The following is an 18,264-nucleotide window of genomic DNA, read 5'->3' as shown; positions in this document are numbered from 1 at the left end:
TGACTGACCGATAGTGAACCAGTACCGTGAGGGAAAGGCGAAAAGAACCCCTGTGAGGGGAGTGAAATAGAACCTGAAACCGTGTACGTACAAGCAGTGGGAGCCCTTCGGGGTGACTGCGTACCTTTTGTATAATGGGTCAGCGACTTACATTTTGTAGCGAGGTTAACCGTATAGGGGAGCCGTAGGGAAACCGAGTCTTAACTGGGCGTCTAGTTGCAAGGTGTAGACCCGAAACCGGGTGATCTAGCCATGGGCAGGTTGAAGGTTGAGTAACATCAACTGGAGGACCGAACCCACTAACGTTGCAAAGTTAGGGGATGACCTGTGGCTGGGGGTGAAAGGCCAATCAAACTCGGAGATAGCTGGTTCTCCCCGAAAGCTATTTAGGTAGCGCCTCGGACGAATACTACTGGGGGTAGAGCACTGTTTGGGCTAGGGGGTCATCCCGACTTACCAACCCCATGCAAACTCCGAATACCAGTAAGTACTATCCGGGAGACACACGGCGGGTGCTAACGTCCGTCGTGAAGAGGGAAACAACCCAGACCGCCGGCTAAGGTCCCAAAGTTCTGGTTAAGTGGGAAACGATGTGGGAAGGCTCAGACAGCTAGGATGTTGGCTTAGAAGCAGCCATCATTTAAAGAAAGCGTAATAGCTCACTAGTCGAGTCGGCCTGCGCGGAAGATGTAACGGGGCTCAAACCAGGCACCGAAGCCGCGGATTCACACTTATGTGTGAGTGGTAGGGGAGCGTTCTGTAAGTCTGCGAAGGTGTATCGAGAGGTATGCTGGAGATATCAGAAGTGCGAATGCTGACGTAAGTAACGATAAAGGGGGTGAAAAGCCTCCTCGCCGGAAGACCAAGGGTTCCTGTCCAACGTTAATCGGGGCAGGGTGAGTCGACCCCTAAGGTGAGGCCGAAAGGCGTAATCGATGGGAAGCAGGTTAATATTCCTGCACGACTTGTAATTGCGATGGGGGGACGGAGAAGGCTAGGTGGGCCAGGCGACGGTTGTCCTGGTGAAAGTGCGTAGGTGGTGTTTCTAGGCAAATCCGGAGACACAACACTGAGACACGAGACGAACGCACTACGGTGCGGAAGCCATTGATGCCCTGCTTCCAGGAAAAGCCTCTAAGCTTCAGATTACAAGTCATCGTACCCCAAACCGACACAGGTGGTCGGGTAGAGAATACCAAGGCGCTTGAGAGAACTCGGGTGAAGGAACTAGGCAAAATAGAACCGTAACTTCGGGAGAAGGTTCGCTCTTGACAGTGAAGTCCCTTGCGGATGGAGCAGTTGGGAGTCGCAGTGACCAGATGGCTGGGACTGTTTATCAAAAACACAGCACTCTGCAAACACGAAAGTGGACGTATAGGGTGTGACACCTGCCCGGTGCCGGAAGGTTAATTGATGGGGTTAGCGCAAGCGAAGCTCTTGATCGAAGCCCCGGTAAACGGCGGCCGTAACTATAACGGTCCTAAGGTAGCGAAATTCCTTGTCGGGTAAGTTCCGACCTGCACGAATGGTGTAACCATGGCCATGCTGTCTCCACCCGAGACTCAGTGAAATCGAATTCGCCGTGAAGATGCGGTGTACCCGCGGCTAGACGGAAAGACCCCGTGAACCTTTACTACAGCTTGGCACTGAACATTGAACCTACATGTGTAGGATAGGTGGGAGGCTTTGAAGGCGTGACGCCAGTTGCGCTGGAGCCGACCTTGAAATACCACCCTTGTATGTTTGATGTTCTAACGCAGGCCCATAATCTGGGTCGCGGACAGTGCCTGGTGGGTAGTTTGACTGGGGCGGTCTCCTCCCAAAGAGTAACGGAGGAGCACGAAGGTTGGCTAATCCTGGTCGGACATCAGGAGGTTAGTGCAATGGCATAAGCCAGCTTAACTGCGAGACGGACAGGTCGAGCAGGTACGAAAGTAGGTCATAGTGATCCGGTGGTTCTGAATGGAAGGGCCATCGCTCAACGGATAAAAGGTACTCCGGGGATAACAGGCTGATACCGCCCAAGAGTTCATATCGACGGCGGTGTTTGGCACCTCGATGTCGGCTCATCACATCCTGGGGCTGAAGTCGGTCCCAAGGGTATGGCTGTTCGCCATTTAAAGTGGTACGCGAGCTGGGTTCAGAACGTCGTGAGACAGTTCGGTCCCTATCTGCCGTGGGCGTTGGATGATTGAAGGGAGTTGCTCCTAGTACGAGAGGACCGGAGTGAACGAACCTCTGGTGTTCGGGTTGTCACGCCAGTGGCACTGCCCGGTAGCTAAGTTCGGAATCGATAACCGCTGAAAGCATCTAAGCGGGAAGCGAGCCCTGAGATGAGTCATCCCTGACCCCTTGAGGGTCCTAAAGGGCCGTTGGAGACCACAACGTTGATAGGTGGGGTGTGTAAGCGCGGCGACGTGTTGAGCTAACCCATACTAATTACCCGTGAGGCTTAACCATACAACACCCAAGAAGTGTTCTGGGCCTTGTAGCAAGTGAACGAACTACTTACCTAATTCAGTGATAGTGACAAGCCAAGCGCAACATCACTACTCACGTCAGCTTTCTGGATTGAAGAATTTGCCTGGCGGCCATAGCGCCGTGGAACCACCTGATCCCATGCCGAACTCAGAAGTGAAACGCGGTAGCGCCGATGGTAGTGTGGCATTCGCCATGCGAGAGTAGGACACTGCCAGGCACCCAATTAAACAGCATTGTGAAATATCACGGTGTTGGCCGAGAGGATGACACCTCGTTGAAACGGCAGACAATTTAGCGCAAGCTAACCGAATGCGGAGCGGTAGTTCAGTCGGTTAGAATACCGGCCTGTCACGCCGGGGGTCGCGGGTTCGAGTCCCGTCCGCTCCGCCACTAATTTGAAAGGCCTTCCCGATTGGGAAGGCCTTTTTGCTATCTGGCTTTTATCACTTGTTGGGACGCCGGGGCGTCAGCGCAGTCGCGTTCAAGCCAAGGCTATGCCTTATCACCACTAATCCCCGGCTTGCCTGTAATTCGATGTTCAATTCAGCTACTTGAGCTGATGTGCAGGGTTTGCCGGTTACTCTCCTGATAAATGCGCTCGGCCACAGCCGGCTCTCTGCCTGCGTGGTCAGCGGCAACTGCAGGCAAAACTCCTCGCCACCGATGCGGACCAGCAGAGCGCCTTCTGGCAACAGTCTGGCCCATGCGGATAGAGGGACTACTTACAGCGGCAGGCTGATTTTTGCCTCCAATCCGCCTTCAGGCCGGTTGAGCAGGGTCAGCTCGCCGCCGTGTTGATGGACCAGAGTGCGAGCGATGGAGAGCCCCAGCCCGACGCTGCCCGACTCGGTGTTGCGCGCCTCGTCCAGCCGCACGAAGGGTTTGAACACATCCTCCAGCCGTGCCGGATCGATCCCCGGGCCGTTGTCGCAAACCCGGATCAACAGCTCTTCCTTGCAGCGTTCCAGCGACACTTCGGCGCTGCCGGCATATTTGATGGCGTTGCCGATCAGGTTCTGCAGTACCCGGCGCAGGGTGTTGGCCCGGCAGGCGTAGACCTCTTTGCCCTCCGCCAGACAGGTGACCGGCTGGCCGGTATCGGCGTAGTCATCGCACAGGCTGACCAGCAGGCTGACCAGATCCAGCTCGCGGGTAGCCTCCTGCTGCCCCTCCTCGCGAGCAAAGCTGAGGGTCGCCGCGAGCATCTGCTCCATCTGTTGCAGGGTCTGCTGGATGCGCTCCTTGTCCTCGCCATCGGCCAGAAACTCGGTGCGCAGCCGCAGGCTGGTGATGGGGGTGCGCAGATCGTGGGAGATGGCCGCCAGCATCCGGGTTCTGTCCTGCACGAAGCGGTCGAGCCGGGTGTGCATCCGGTTGAAGGCCTGAATCGATTCGCGGATCTCGGTCGGACCCTCCTCTTTCAAGGGCTCGATATCCTCGCCCCGTCCGAGCCGCTCCGCATTGCCTGCCAGCTGCTTGAGCGGGCGGGTGGCACGGCGAAACAGCAGTACCATCAGCCCGATCACCAGACTGGCGACCAGCATCAGGTTGAGGGTGGTCTGCCACGACCAGCTGCCCGCCTCCTTGTCGACCAGCGAGCTGAACTGCAGCCAGCCCCCCTGAGGCAGTTCAATGGAGCCATAGAGCCGCATATCCCGTGGCGGGGGCGGTCCCTTGCGATCCCGCATCATGCGGGCGTGATGCTCCCACGCCTTGTTGCGTTGGATATCCTCTTTCAGTTCGGCGCTGATCTCGACGGCGAGGCCGGGGGGATAGTTGAGGCGCGAGCGCACCAGTTGCTCGAAGCGGGGGCTGCGGTTGTCCGGTTGCAGTGGCTCGTCTGAGAGGCGCAGCAGCAGGGTCTCACTGCGGCTCGCCTTGAGGATCTCATCATAGAGGGACGGAGGCGAGAGGGAGAGTAGCCTGACCACAGAGATGATCCGCTGCATGGCGTTGCGGCTGTTGACGAAGCCGAGCGCCTCCTCCCGATCCGTGCGGTAGATCTGGATGCTGAGCAGCTGGATCAGGATCAACCCCGCCAGCGCCACCAGAATGATTTGGCCGGTCAGCCCCTTGGGCCACATCCGTGCCCACAGTCGTCGCAAGGTGCCCACTGCTTAAACCTGCGTCACGTCGGCGGAGAACATATAGCCACCACCCCAGATGGTCTTGATCAGCTCCGGATTCTTGGGATCCCGCTCCAGCTTGCGGCGCAGGCGGCTCACCAGGGTATCGATGGCGCGATCGAAGGCCACCGCCTCGCGGCCACGGGCCAAGTCCAGCAGTTGATCCCGGCTCAGCACCCGCTGTGGTCGTTCCAGAAACACCTTGAGCAGATCGAACTCGGCGGTGGAGAGGCTCAGGCCCACCCCATCCTCATCGACCAGCTCCCGGCGATTGACGTCGAGCAGCCAGCGATCGAAGCGCAGATCACGGGTCAGGGTCTCGGCAGCGGGCGGGGTCTCGGCCTGGGTGCGGCGCATCACCGCCTTGATGCGGGCCAGCAGCTCGCGCGGGTTGAAGGGCTTGGCCAGATAGTCGTCGGCCCCCATCTCCAGCCCGATGATGCGGTCGGTCTCTTCCCCCATGGCAGTGAGCATGATGATGGGCAGGTTCGATTTGACCCGCAGCTCGCGGCAGAGGGTCAGGCCATCTTCACCCGGCATCATCAGATCCAGCACCAGCAGGTCGAACTCCCGCTCCTCCAGCAGTCGCTTCATCTCCTTGCCATCCCGGGCGCAGCTGACCCGCAGGCCATGCTGTTCCAGAAAGCGCTTCAAGAGATCGCGGATCTCGCTGTGGTCGTCGACCACCAGAATGTGGGTGTTGCCCTGGTTCATGAATACCTCCCCTGCTTGGCGTTGGCACGAGTATACGAAAATCCGTCCGGCGGTTTGTGTCAAAGTGTGCCAGATCCGCACGATGCCACACTCTGCTACAAAAAAGGGCGATGCTGGCAAAGTTCAGACACCGATAGGGTGTTTACTTGAGGGCAAGGCAAGAGCGCCGAACCAGAATCATCCCTACAGGAGATAGACCATGAAAAAGCTGACCAAAACCCTGCTGACCGCCACCCTGATCCTTGGCCTGCCGCTGGGCGCTTATGCTGCTAGCGAAGCCACACCTACCGGCCAGCCCGGTGCCATGGTGGATTGCCCGATGGACGGCGGCGGCATGATGGGTGGCAAACACCACGGTGGTCGCCACGACAAGATGGCCCGTATGCAGAACATGACCCCGGAGCAGATCCAGGCCAACCTGCAAAAACGTTATGACCGCATTGAAGATCCGGCCAAGAAGGCGGAGTTCATCAAGAACCTCAACGAGCGTGCCACCGGCATGACCAAGCACGCCGAAGCGATGAAGCAGTTCGCCGAAGCGAACCAGTAAGTCATACCTGACAAGGTGTGCCGAAGATGAGAGAGGGGGAGCATGTTGCTCCCCCTCAGATTGCTGACAAAGCCAAAATCGTCATCGTAACGCATTGATTTTACTTGATGAGAAAACCCTGTTTTTCTGAAATTAGGGGGTTTTTCAATAGTCTGAGGGGGAGCATGTTGCTCCCCCTCTTTTTGTTATGGCGAATGGCGCTGGCAACGCGATGCTCATTCGCTGCCACTATTTTGAAACAACTTGGGGATCTCGCGTACCAGCCAGCTTTTGGCCTTGCCCATGGTATCGCGCCGCCAGGCCAGCACCACCTGCAACTGATGACGATATTCGGGGCTGATCACCTTGAGCCGTCCGGCCCGGATGTCCTCCTCAATCCAGCTTTGCGGCATGGTGCCGACCCCAATCCCCGCCAGCAGGGCATCGCGTTTCTCCGTCATGGTGCTGACGGTGAGGCGCGGCTGCTTGTCCAGCAGGCGATAGGTGAGTACCGGTTTGCGCAGCGCCGAATCGGCCACCGCGATGGCGCGGTAGCGGCGCAGGGTTTCGTCGGCCAGCGGCTCCGGCTCCTGATGCAGCGGATGATCGGGATGGGCGACGTAGAGCATCACCTCTTCCTTAATCACCTGATGCTTGATGCCGGTCATCATGATGTCCGGGTTGATGGTGGAGATCAGCAGGTCGGCACGGCCATCTTCCAGACACTCCCAGCTGCCCGCCAGTACCTCGGCCCGCAGCCGCAGTCGGGTATCGGTCTGCTCAGCCAGCTTCTCCACCAAGGGGTAGAGGGCCTGCACCGGGACCAGCGCATCGACGGCGACTGTGATGTCGGTCTCCCAGCCACGGGCCAGCGCCCGGGTTTCGCCTACCAGATGTTCGGCTGCCTCCAGCAGCACCCGGCCGCGCTCCAGCAGCATGCGTCCTGCCGGGGTGAACTTGGTGCGGTGGCCGCTGCGGTCAAACAGCATGGCATCCAATTCGTCCTCCAGCTTCTGCACCGTATAGCTCAATGCCGAGGGCACCTTGCCCAGCTCGTCGGCCGCCGCCGCAAAGCTGCCGCGGCGGTCGATGGCGTCCAGCACCCGGATGGCTTCCAGCGTCAGCGCCCGTTCCTTATTCGATTCCTTGGCCATTTCTAACCTTCAATTTTTTTGAATATGTTTGCCAGTTTATCTCGCTAACAAGTTAGGCCAAGTGACTTTAATATTCAATCAACGCTTCGGCAGGAACGTCGAGCGGCCAAATATGCGGGTAGTTCCGCACTGTGACACACCCAATCGGTCTGTCTGACGTCGGTGAAAGAACAACACACTATTTGAATAACCTCTTGCATGGATGCATTGATTCTGGCCGAAAAGGCCTTGGCAATGACATATAAAACAAGAGAGTGAGTGAACATGAAAAACGTAATCAAGATGCTGGCCGTTGCAGGCCTGATGACCACAGGTTTCGCCCAGGCTGCCGTACCGGCAGACTTCAACGCCACTCCGGGCGTGTTGTTTGTGAACTGGAACGCCACTGCCGCACTGGATGGCAAAGCCAATCCGACGCTGGAAGTGCGCGACGAGTCTGGCGATCTGCTGGCATCAGTCCACGCCAACCTGACTGGCACCCAGCAGGTGCAGATCCCGAGCCGTACCCATGGCAACCTGACCGTCAGCCTGGCTGGCCAGAGCAGCGAATATCGCATTCCGTTCGGCATCGGTAGTGGCAAAGACCGCTAAGTCGAACCCCGGATAGATGAGGAGCAGACCATGATGCAATTGAGAGCCGCAGAAGCGCGGGGCAAGGCCAACTTTGGCTGGCTGGACGCGCGCCACAGTTTCTCCTTCGGTCACTACTATGACCCTGAGTGGATGGGACACTCGGTGCTGCGGGTGATCAATCAGGATCTGGTTGCGCCGGGTGGCGGATTCGCCACTCACCCTCACGCCAATATGGAGATCCTCACCTGCGTGCTGCGAGGCACCATAGAGCACAAGGACAGCCTCGGCCATGCCGAGCAGATCCCGGCTGGGGATTTCCAGCTGATGAGCGCAGGCAGCGGGATCCGCCACAGCGAGTACAACCCCTCGCAGACGGATCCGCTCTCCCTGTTGCAGATCTGGATCGAGCCGAACGAGTTCGGCACGCCACCCGGATATCAGCAGAAGAAGATCGAGTCCAGACCGGGCATGACGCTGGTGGCGTCACCGGATGGCGAGGCGGGATCGCTGCGGATCCGCCAACAGGCCCGCGTATGGCGGCTGGAGCTGGCACCGGGCGAGACGCTCGAGTGGGCACTGGCTGGCCGACACGGCTACCTGCAGATGATTTCAGGGGAGTTGACCGCCAACGGTCTGGCTGCCCGACCCGGCGACGGGGTACTCAGTCGTGATGAATACCGATGGGAGCTGGTTGCGACCAGTGCCAGCCAAGCCCTGTTATTTGACCTACCCTGAAGCAGTCAGCGGTAATGTGACACCAATGAGGAATATGACATGGACAAGATGAAAGATTTGGCACTGCTGGCGGGTCGTGTACTGCTGGCGCTGATGTTCGTAATGGCGGGCTGGGGCAAGATCGGCGGTTACGCCGGTACTCAGGGTTATATGGAAGCGATGGGCGTGCCGGGCGTTATCCTGCCGCTGGTGATCCTGCTTGAGCTGGGCGGTGGCCTCGCCATCATGCTGGGTCTCTTTACCCGCAGCCTCTCCGTGCTGATGGCCGGTTTCACCCTGATGGCCGCCTTTATTTTCCACTATCAGCCTGCCGAACAGATGCAGATGCTGATGTTTATGAAGAACGTCTCCGTGGCTGGTGGTTTCCTGGCGCTGGCGGCGGCCGGAGCAGGGGCTTTCAGTGTGGATGCCCGTCTCGGCAAAAACTGGTAATGCCCTGAAGAGTCAAGTTTTCCAAGCCTTTTGGCCGGTGCAACAGCACCGGCTTTTTTCTGTCTGCGTTTTCCGGATCGGTGAGGCGACGGGCCAAATCTGCGGCGCCCCTCATGATTCCGCCTCTTGCCTGTCACTGGCCGCAAGCGCCTTTTGCATCTTATCCCCCGATCCCCGACAATTCCCTCTCTTATGAAGTGACGGAAATGGTTCGCCTTTTCCCTCGCCCCCTCTCATCCACAGGCGGGAATTGCTCATGTTTACCCTCTACCACTCCAATCAGCTGGATCTGCTCAAAGAGCTGCTGGTGAGCCGCATCCGGCAGGCGCCCCTCTCTCACCCCTTCGATCGGGAGCAAATTCTGGTGCAGAGCCCGGGCATGGCCCAGTGGCTCAAGCTGGAGCTGGCTAAGGCCTTCGGCATCGCCGCCAATATCGACTTCCCGCTGCCCGCCAGCTTTATCTGGGAGATGTTCACCCAGGTACTGGCGGACGTGCCTCGCATAAGCCCCTACAACAAGGGCTCCATGAGCTGGCAGCTGATGACCATTTTGCCTGCCTTGCTGGATCGCCCCGCCTTTGCCCCGCTCGCCGCCTATCTGGGCGGCGGAGGGGACGAGGATCCAGCCCGGGATCCCGAGCAAGTGCGGCTGTGGCAGCTCTGCCAGAAGGTAGCGGATCTCTTTGACCAGTATCTGGTCTACCGGCCGGACTGGATCGCCCGTTGGGAAGAGGGGGAAGGGCTGGGGCTCGAACTGGCCGGGGTGAGCGGTCAGGATTGGCAGCCCGAGCTGTGGCGCGAGCTGGTGGCCCGCACCCTGGCGCTCTCTCCGAGTGGCTACCACCGTGCCAACCTCTACGAGGAGTTTATCCACGAGCTGGAGCGTACCGCCGATCTGCCGGGCAAGCTGCCGCAGCGGGTATTCGTGTTCGGCATCTCGGCGCTGCCGCCGCGCTATGTGGAGGCGCTGCTGGCCCTCGGCAGCCGGTCGGAGGTGGAGGTGCACCTGTTCGTCACCAACCCCTGCCGCTACTACTGGGGGGATCTGCTGGATCGCAAGACGTTGGCGCGCCTCGAAAACAAGCTCAAACCCGGTACCGATATCGAGACCTTGCAAGGCCCCGCCAACCCGCTGCTCGCCTCCATGGGCAAGCTGGGGCGCGACTACCTGCATCAGCTGATGGAGCTGGAGGTGCCGCAAATCGAGGCCTTCGTCGATATCGACGAGGTGGATGGCAAGGGCAATGTCAGCCTGCTGCGCGCCATCCAGAAGGATGTGCTGGAGCTGGCCGAGCGAGGCGCCGGTCAGTTCGATCTCGACAGCAGCCAGCACAAGAGCCCCATCAGCTCGGCGGAAGGATCCTTGCAGATCCACGCCTGCCACGGCCCGATGCGCGAACTCGAGGTGCTGCACGACCGGCTGCTGGCGCTGTTCGAGCAGGACCCGACCCTCACCCCGAAAGACGTGGTGGTGATGATGCCGGATGTGAATAGCTACGGCCCCTATATTCAGGCGGTGTTTGGGGCGCGCGGCCAGATCCCGTTTGCGGTTTCGGATCGGGCGGCGAGTCAGGAGAGCCCGCTGCTGCAAAGCTTCCTCGCCCTGCTCAGGCTGCCCAACGCCCGCTTCGGGGCAGGGGAGCTGCTCGCCATTCTCGAGGTGCCCGCCGTGCTACGCCGCTTCGAGCTGGATGACGACGAGTTCAACCAGCTGCGGGTCTGGGTGCAGGAAACAGGTATCCGCTGGGGGCTGGACGACAGCTATCCCGTCCGTTTCGATCTGCCGCCCATGTCCGGCAACAGCTGGCTGTTCGGTCTGCGCCGCATGCTGCTCGGCTTTGCCATGGGCGACGGTGAGCCGGTGGCGGGTATTTTGCCTTATGCCGATATCGAGGGTCAGCAGGGGTTGGCGCTCGGCAAGCTCGCCTGGTTCGTCGATTCGCTGGCCGAGTTTCTTCCCCGCCTGCAACAGGCGCAGCCGCTGGCCGAGTGGAACGCCTGCCTGCTGGCGCTGCTGGAGCGCTTCTATCTGGCCGACGAAGATGAAGAGCGTCAGCTGCAGCTGATCCGCAGCCAGCTGGCCGAGTGGCAGACCCGGCTCGGCGAGGCCCGCTTCGAGCAGCCTATTACCGCCGACCTGCTGCAGGATTACCTCGGCAGCGTGCTGGGGGAGTCCCGCTCCAGCCAGCGCTTCCTCGCCGGTCAGGTCAACTTCTGCACCCTGATGCCGATGCGCTCCATCCCCTTCAAGCAGGTCTGCCTGCTCGGCATGAACGATGGCGTCTACCCGCGCACCTTGGCTCCCATGGGGTTCGACCTGATGGCGGTGGCGTCGCGGCGCGGGGATCGCTCCCGTCGTGATGATGACCGCTACCTCTTCCTCGAGGCGCTGCTCAGCGCCCAGCAGGGGCTCTATATCAGCTATCAGGGCTTCAGCGCGCAGGACAACAGCGACAAGGTGCCCTCGGTACTGCTGGCGGAGCTGATCGACTATGTGCGGCAGGGCTTTGTGCTGGCGGGGGATGAGAGCCTCGACGACGAAACCTCCGGCAAGCGGCTGCTCAACCACCTGATGGTGGCGCACCCGCTTACCCCCTACAGCCGCAACTACTTCTACCCGGAGGCGGGTTCGCGCCTCTTTACCTACGCCGCCGACTGGCTGCCCGCTCTCAATCCGGTGCGCGGCGCGGCCAACTTCCAGAGCGGCGAGCTGCCTTTACCCCCCGAATGGGGCAAGGAGCAGGGGCTGGAGCTGGCGGAGCTGCTGCGCTTCTATCGCCAGCCCACCAAATATTTCCTTAACCGCCGCCTCAAGGTGTGGTTTGAGCTGAACGAAGCCAACATCGAGGATAGCGAGCCGTTCGAACTGGATGGCCTGCAACATTATCAGCTGAAAGATCTGCTACTCGGTGCTCACTTGGCTGAGGGTGATAGTGCGGCGCGGCGCGAGCGGTTACAGCTCACCGGCCTGTTGCCGCAAGGGTGGTTCGGCAGCCTGCTGCTGGACGATCTGGATGCCGAGATGGGCACGCTGGCGGATCGGCTGCGGCCATGGGTTGCTGCCAATGAGTCAGAAAAGCAGGCGGTGGAGATCGATATCTCTCTCACTCAGGGCCAGCTGCAAGGGTGGATCGACACCCAGAAGGGGCGCTTGCTGGTGGTCAAACCCGGCAGCTTCAACGGCAAGGATCTGCTGCTGGGCTGGATCCAGCACCTCTGCCTCTCCCTCAGCGACACCCCCGGCGACACCCTGTTGTTCGATGCCAAACAGAGTCTGCGCCTGCCTGTACTCGCTGCCGACGAGGCGCGGCCCAAGCTGGCTGCGCTGGTGGCGTGCTGGGCGCAGGGGATGAAGCGGCCGCTGCCGTTCTTCCCCAACACCGCCTGGGATTGGCTCAGGGCGATCGAGAAGGATTCCGACAAGCCGGAGGCGGCCGACAAGGCGGCCCTCACCCGTTTCAACGGCGGCTGGATGATCAATGGGGAGGGGCAAGACGTTTACGTCGCCCGCTGCTTCCCCGAACTCGATGACGAGGTGCTGGGGCAGTTGCAGGCGCTGGCCCGCGAACACCTGACCCCGCTGCTGACCACCATGGAGATGATGTAATCATGGCTAACCCGCTCAATACCCTGTGTTTTCCCCTCCATGGTGAACGACTGATCGAAGCCTCCGCCGGTACCGGCAAGACCTACACCATCGCCGGTCTCTACCTGCGCCTGCTGCTGGGCCACGGCCCGCTGATAGAGGAGGGCGCCGATGCCGGTCAGCCGAGCGCCCACGAGCGGCCGCTCTCGGTGACCGAGATCCTGGTGGTGACCTTTACCGAAGCGGCCACCGCCGAGCTGCGCGGGCGGATCCGCGGCCGCATCCACGAGGCACGATTGGCCTTTATGCGCGGCCATAGCAATGATGCCCTGCTGGCCCAGCTGCTGGTCGAGGTGGAGGATCACGAGCTGGCGGCCCGCCGCCTGCTGGCCGCCGAGCGGCAGATGGACGAGGCGGCAGTCTTTACCATCCACGGCTTCTGCCAGCGGATGCTCAAGCAGAACGCCTTCGAGTCGGGCGCCCTCTTCGAGACCGAATTTCTCACCGACGACAGCCAGCTTCGGCTGCAGGCGGTGAGCGACTACTGGCGCGCCGAGTTCTATCCGGTGGATAAAACCCTCGCCAGCGTCGTGCGCACGTTCTGGCCGAGTCCCGCCGCCCTGCTGCGGGAGATGGGTAGCTGGCTCGACAACAGTGAGCTGGAGATCCACCCCGCGTTGGGGGACGAGACCCTCGCCGCCCGCCATCAGGCGGCCATGAATCGCATCGCAGCGGTGAAGAGCGAGTGGCTGGCGCAGACGGACGAGATCCGCCGCCAGACAGAAGGGCAAATCAAGCTCTATACCGGCAAGAACTACGAAGGCTGGCTCGCCAAGATAGGCGACTGGGCACAGGACGAGACGAGCGGCTACGCGCTGCCCAAGGATCTCGAGCGCTTCGGCCAGGAAACCCTGGAGGCCAAGCTGAGCAAGGGGAAGGCATTACCGACCCTGCCGCTGTTCAGCCAGATCGACCAGCTGCTGGCCAGCCCTCCCGGTATTCGCGATCTGATCCTGCAACGGGCGGCCAAAGTAGTGCGTAGCCGGATGCAGGCGAGCAAGCGTCAGGCCCATCAGCTCTCGTTCGATGACCTGCTCAAAGACCTCGACGGGGCGCTCGGTTCCAGCTTGGGCGAGCGGCTCTGCGAGCGCATTCGCACCACTTATCGGGTGGCGATGATCGATGAATTTCAGGATACCGACCCCCAGCAGTACCGCATCTTCCATCGGCTTTACGGCGGCCACACAGACACGGCGCTGTTGATGATCGGTGACCCCAAGCAGGCCATCTACGGCTTTCGCGGCGCCGACATCTTTACCTACATTCAGGCGCGGCGAAATGTGAGCGCCCACTACACCCTCGGGCGCAACTGGCGCTCCAGCAGTGCGCTGGTGGGGGCGGTCAATGGCCTGTTCGAGCGGGCCAAGGATCCCTTTATCTACGAAGCGGATATCCCCTTCCTGCCGGTGGAGGCACAGGGCAAGAGCAAGGCGCTGGTGCTCGATGGCGCCACCGCACCCGTGCTCCACTGCTGGCAGCTGACCGGCCAGCCCACCTTCAATCTGGGGGATTACCAGAGCAAGATGGCCCGCGCCACCGCCGCCGAGATCCACCGCCTGCTGACCCTGGCCAGCGAGGGCAAGGCGCTGATCGGTGACAAGGCGGTGAAGGCCGGGGATATCGCCGTGCTGGTACGTACCGGCGCCGAGGGCAAGCTGGTGCAGCAGGAGCTGGCGCGCCTCGCCATCGCCTCCGTCTATCTGTCGAACCGCGAGAGCGTGCTGGAGCAGGTGGAAGCGCGCGAGATCCTGTTAATCCTGCACGCCTGCCAGAACCCGAGCGAGGAGCGCAGCCTGCGGGCGGCGCTCGCCACCGGCCTGTTTGATCTGGATGCCAAAGCACTCGATGGGCTGGCCTCGGACGAGCGGGCGTGGGAGAGCGCGGTGCAGGAGTTTATAGAGTACCGCAAGATCTGGCACCGCCGTGGCGTGCTGGCGATGCTGCGGGCCCTGCTGCACCGGCGCAATCTTGCCTCTTCGCTTTTGGCGAGCCCCTACGGCGAGCGGCGGCTGACCAACTTCCTCCATCTCGGCGAGCTGCTGCAACAGGTGAGCAGCGAGCTGGACGGGGAATATGCCCTGCTGCGCTGGCTGGGGGAGGCGGTGAGCCGCCCCAACGGCCAGGATGCGGAGCAGGTACTGCGCCTCGAATCCGAGCGGAAATTGGTGCAGATCGTCACCATCCACAAATCCAAGGGGCTGGAGTATCCGCTGGTGTTTCTGCCCTTTATCTGCAGCCACAGAACCGCCAAGACCCCGCTCTATCACGAGGCGGATGAGGCGGGCAATCGCACCATTCTCGATCTCACCGGCGCCGACTCGTCGCTCGCCGAAGCGGACAGGGAGCGCCTCGCCGAAGATTTGCGGCTGCTCTACGTGGCGCTGACCCGGGGCGTCTACGCCACCTGGCTGGGGCTGGCCCCGGTACGCTCGGGCAACGGCAAGTCGGAGAAGACAGAGCTGCACCACACCGCCATCGGCTACCTGCTGCAAAAGGGGGAAGAGGGGGATGCGCAAACGCTGGCGACCGCCCTCACCGAGCTGGCACAGGCGCTGCCCGGGGTGGCCGTCGGTGAGCCCTCGCTCACTCGTCCGGCCCCGCTGCCGCCAGAGGAGGAGCTGCTGGGCGAGCCGCAGGTGCGCCACTTTAGCTGTTCCCTCGAGCGGGACTGGTGGATCAGCTCCTACTCCGGGCTGGCGGCGCAGGGCCACGGTCACAGCAAGGGCGTGCTTGCCAACCCCGGTTTCGATGACGAGGTAGTCACCGAGGCGGCTGCATTGGCTTCCGAGCAACCGGAGGAGGCACCCCAGCCCTCCATCTTTACCTTCCCGAAAGGGGCACGTCCCGGCACCTTGCTGCACAGCCTGTTCGAGACCATCGACTTTCAGAGTGCCGCTGGCGAGCCGCTGGCAGAGCATATCGCCAGCTTGTTGCTGCAAGACGGTTTCGACGAGAGCTGGGCTCCCGTGCTGCAACAGCAGGTCGAAGCGGTGCTGGATACCCCGCTGGAAACGGGCTTTGGCGAGCCGGTGCGGCTGCGGGATCTGGCCCCCGAGCGCAAACAGGTGGAGCTGGAGTTCTTCCTGCCCATGGGGCGGGTGACGGCGCTGACGCTGACGGCCCTCTGCCAGCAGCACGACCCGCTGTCGCGGGGCAACAAGCCGCTCAGCTTTGCCACCGTGCAGGGGATGCTCAAGGGCTTTATCGACCTGGTGTTCGAGTGGCAGGGGCGCTGGTATCTGCTCGACTACAAATCGAACCACCTCGGCATGAGCCCCGCCGACTACAGCCGTCCGGCGCTGGAGCGGGCGATGGCCGAGCACCGCTACGACCTGCAATACCAGCTCTACTCGCTGGCGCTGCACCGGCTGCTCACCCTGCGCCTGCCGGGTTACGACTTCGAGCAGCATTTTGGCGGCGTTTTCTATCTGTTCCTGCGTGGCATGCCGCAGGGGGGAATTTTCCATACCCGCCCGAGCCGTGAACTGGTGCTGGGGCTGGATAAGTTGTTTCGCGAAGGTAGTGAGCTGCCAGCTGCGGGATCCCAAGCATTGAACGAGGTAGAAGCATGAGCGGCATCATGATCAGCACCGCAACCAGCACAATGATGGTTGAACGGTTGAAAACACTGGCGCTGGCTGGCCGCATCCGCCAGCTGGATCTGCAATTTGCCAGGCTGGTGGCAGACCTTGGCGGCAGCCCCGAGCTGGTGCTGGGGGCGGCGCTCACCTGCTTCGAGCTGGGGCGTGGTCATGTCTGTTTGCCGCTTGAAATGTTGACTGCCGGATCCCTGCGCCCGTTCGGGCTGGATCCCCAGCAGAGCCGGGATCTGCTGGCTGATCTGGCGGATCCTGCCCGCTGGCCCGCTCTGTTTGCGGCTAGTCCCTTGGTTGGAACCGAGCAGGATGAGGGGCTCGCCCCGCGCTGGCCGCTGCGGCTGTGGCACGGGCGGCTCTACCTCACTCGTTACCACGACTTTGAGCTGGGGGTGGCCCGCCATCTGCGCGCGTTGAGTGAACGCGCCGAATGGCCGGAGATTGCTCCCGCCCTGTCGCGGCTGTTTGCCCGCGACTACGGGTTGGTGTTCGCGGCGCTGCTCAAGGCCCGCCTCGCCCCCGACTTCTCGGCCCGCCACTTTATCGAAAAGTATCTGGATCTGGTGTTCCCCAATGAAGTGGATTGGCCCGCCATCGAGGCGCTGCTCGCCAGTGCGCAGGCGGCGAGCGACTTGAGCAAGCTGGATGCGCTGGTGCCCGAGGCGCTCTGCTGCAACGGCCAGAAGCTGGCGGCGGCCACGGCGGCGGCGCGCCCCTTTGCGGTGATCTCCGGCGGCCCCGGCACCGGCAAGACCACCACGGTCGCCAAACTGCTCGCCATTCTGGTGGAGACCGGCCTGCAAGCGGGCAAGGCCCCGGCAATCCGGCTGGTGGCCCCCACCGGCAAGGCGGCGGCGCGCCTCACCGAGAGTATCGGCTCTGCCCTGCAGGCCCTCGATCTGCCCCCCGAGTGGGTGGAGGCGATCCCCACCGAAGCGGGCACACTGCACCGGCTGCTCGGGGTCATTCCGGGGCGCAGCCAGTTCCGCCACCACGCGGGCAACCCGCTGCACCTTGACTTGCTGGTGGTGGATGAGGCCTCCATGGTCGACCTGCCGATGATGGCGCGCCTGCTCGATGCGTTGCCAAGCCACGCCCGCCTGATCCTGCTCGGCGACAAGGATCAGCTCGCCTCGGTGGAGGCGGGGGCCGTGCTCGGCGATATCTGCAGCTTTATCGAACAGGGCATCAGCCCGGCGCAGGCGGAGTGGCTCTCCCGCCAGACCGGCTACCGTTTGCAGGGCTCGCCCGCAGGGGCTCCGGTGCGCGACAGCCTCTGTTTGCTGGCCAAGAGCTGGCGCTTTGATCAGCATTCGGGCATCGGCCAGCTGGCATGCGCCTGCAACAGCGGCGATGCCACGGCAGTGGAATCAGTCTGGGGCGCAGGATTCGCCGATATCAGCCTGCACCCCTGGGCGGGGGAGGCCTACGATGCCCTGATTGCCCAGGGGGTTGCCGGTTACGGCAGCTATCTGAAGGCGGCCCGCGCGGGGGAAGCGCCCGCCGCCGTATTCAAGGCATTCAACAGCTTCCAGATCCTCTGCGCCCTGCGCGATGGCCCGTTCGGCGTGCTGGGGCTTAACGAGCGGCTCGAACTGGCCCTGTCACGGGCTGGCCTCATTGCCCGCGATGGCGACTGGTATGCCGGTCGCCCGGTGATGGTGGTGCGCAACGACCACGGGGTCGGCCTCTACAACGGCGATATGGGGCTCTGCCTGCCCGATGAAAGTGGGCGGCTCAAGGTATGGTTTGAGCAGCCGGACGGCACCTTGCGTGCCCTGTTGCCCAGCCGCTTGCCACCCCACGAGACGGTCTACGCCATGACCATCCACAAATCCCAGGGTTCGGAGTTTGCCCATACCGTGCTGGTGCTGCCCGACAGCCCCAGCCCGCTGCTGACCCGCGAGCTGGTCTACACCGGCATCACCCGCGCCAAGGCGCAGCTCGATCTCTACGGCGATCGTGCCCTGCTGGCCCAAGCGGTGCGGAAAAAGACCGAGCGTTATTCCGGATTGGCACAGAGGTTGGGAGGGGATTTTAAATAATGTGTATATCCAAGCTTTAAATGAGTAAATCTCGTATGTTGGGCTCCGCAGGCTCAGCACCAACCTACCGATGGTGTAGGTTGTGGCTGAGCGTAGCGAAGCCCAACGTTTACCGTAAAATCTCTTTTTCCTCCCCCTCATCCCCGACCCTTCTCCCGCAAGGGGAGAAGGGAGATTTGGCTTCTTTTGATATATTTCGCATCACTGCTTTATCGGGCATGTGTAGGTTCGAT

The 18,264-nt window shown here is 61.7% G+C and carries 10 protein-coding genes, 1 tRNA gene and 2 rRNA genes (1 of these 13 running past the window's edge); 10 read left to right on the top strand and 3 right to left on the bottom strand.

What is annotated here, in order from left to right; translation table 11 throughout:
- The 3 genes from NMD14_18455 to NMD14_18445 form a co-directional block, all read left to right on the top strand.
- Positions 1-2,460 (top strand): 23S ribosomal RNA (locus NMD14_18455) (it extends 429 nt beyond the left edge of the window).
- A gap of 123 nt (positions 2,461-2,583) precedes the next feature.
- Positions 2,584-2,698: ribosomal RNA gene (rrf, locus tag NMD14_18450) — 5S ribosomal RNA — on the top strand.
- A 96-nt stretch (positions 2,699-2,794) separates the two neighbouring features.
- Positions 2,795-2,871 (top strand) — tRNA-Asp (locus tag NMD14_18445).
- Positions 2,872-3,203: 332 nt separating this feature from the next.
- On the opposite strand, the gene NMD14_18440 is transcribed toward NMD14_18445, so the two are convergent.
- Together NMD14_18440 and NMD14_18435 are read right to left on the bottom strand one after the other, a co-directional pair.
- Entirely contained in the window at positions 3,204-4,565 is a 1,362-nt protein-coding gene (locus NMD14_18440; protein XEI34799.1) for an ATP-binding protein, read from the bottom strand.
- 33 nt (positions 4,566-4,598) lie between these two features.
- Entirely contained in the window at positions 4,599-5,321 is a 723-nt protein-coding gene (locus tag NMD14_18435; protein XEI32657.1) for a response regulator, read from the bottom strand.
- Positions 5,322-5,520: 199 nt separating this feature from the next.
- Between NMD14_18435 and NMD14_18430 the strand changes: the two genes are divergently transcribed.
- Entirely contained in the window at positions 5,521-5,871 is a 351-nt protein-coding gene (locus tag NMD14_18430) for a hypothetical protein (GenBank protein XEI32656.1), read from the top strand.
- A 215-nt stretch (positions 5,872-6,086) separates the two neighbouring features.
- On the opposite strand, the gene NMD14_18425 is transcribed toward NMD14_18430, so the two are convergent.
- Positions 6,087-7,004: a LysR family transcriptional regulator gene (locus tag NMD14_18425; GenBank protein ID XEI32655.1), complete on the bottom strand. Its 918-nt coding sequence runs from the start codon at positions 7,002-7,004 to the stop codon at positions 6,087-6,089.
- Between the two features lie 258 nt (positions 7,005-7,262).
- Between NMD14_18425 and NMD14_18420 the strand changes: the two genes are divergently transcribed.
- From NMD14_18420 to recD, 6 genes are all read left to right on the top strand, one after another.
- Positions 7,263-7,595 (top strand): hypothetical protein, encoded by a 333-nt coding sequence (locus NMD14_18420; GenBank protein ID XEI32654.1) that lies wholly within the window; start codon positions 7,263-7,265, stop codon positions 7,593-7,595.
- A 30-nt stretch (positions 7,596-7,625) separates the two neighbouring features.
- A complete protein-coding gene (locus tag NMD14_18415) occupies positions 7,626-8,312 on the top strand; it encodes a pirin family protein (GenBank protein ID XEI32653.1) in 687 nt (228 codons plus the stop codon).
- A 39-nt stretch (positions 8,313-8,351) separates the two neighbouring features.
- A complete protein-coding gene (locus NMD14_18410) occupies positions 8,352-8,744 on the top strand; it encodes a DoxX family protein (GenBank protein XEI32652.1) in 393 nt (130 codons plus the stop codon).
- 256 nt (positions 8,745-9,000) lie between these two features.
- Entirely contained in the window at positions 9,001-12,351 is a 3,351-nt protein-coding gene (gene recC, locus NMD14_18405) for an exodeoxyribonuclease V subunit gamma (GenBank protein XEI32651.1), read from the top strand.
- 2 nt (positions 12,352-12,353) lie between these two features.
- Positions 12,354-15,962 carry an exodeoxyribonuclease V subunit beta gene (gene recB, locus NMD14_18400; GenBank protein ID XEI32650.1) on the top strand — a complete coding sequence of 1,203 codons (3,609 nt, stop codon included), beginning with the start codon at positions 12,354-12,356 and terminating at the stop codon, positions 15,960-15,962.
- Positions 15,959-18,031, top strand: a complete 2,073-nt coding sequence (recD, locus tag NMD14_18395) for an exodeoxyribonuclease V subunit alpha (GenBank protein ID XEI32649.1) — start codon at positions 15,959-15,961, stop codon at positions 18,029-18,031. Before recB ends, recD begins: the two co-directional genes overlap by 4 nt.
- Positions 18,032-18,264 lie beyond the last annotated feature (233 nt).

This window comes from Aeromonas veronii (assembly GCA_041319085.1).
Classification (GTDB): Bacteria; Pseudomonadota; Gammaproteobacteria; order Enterobacterales; family Aeromonadaceae; genus Aeromonas; species Aeromonas veronii_F.
Note: the sequence above shows the minus strand (reverse complement) of the source record. Positions and strands in the feature narration are given on the sequence as shown.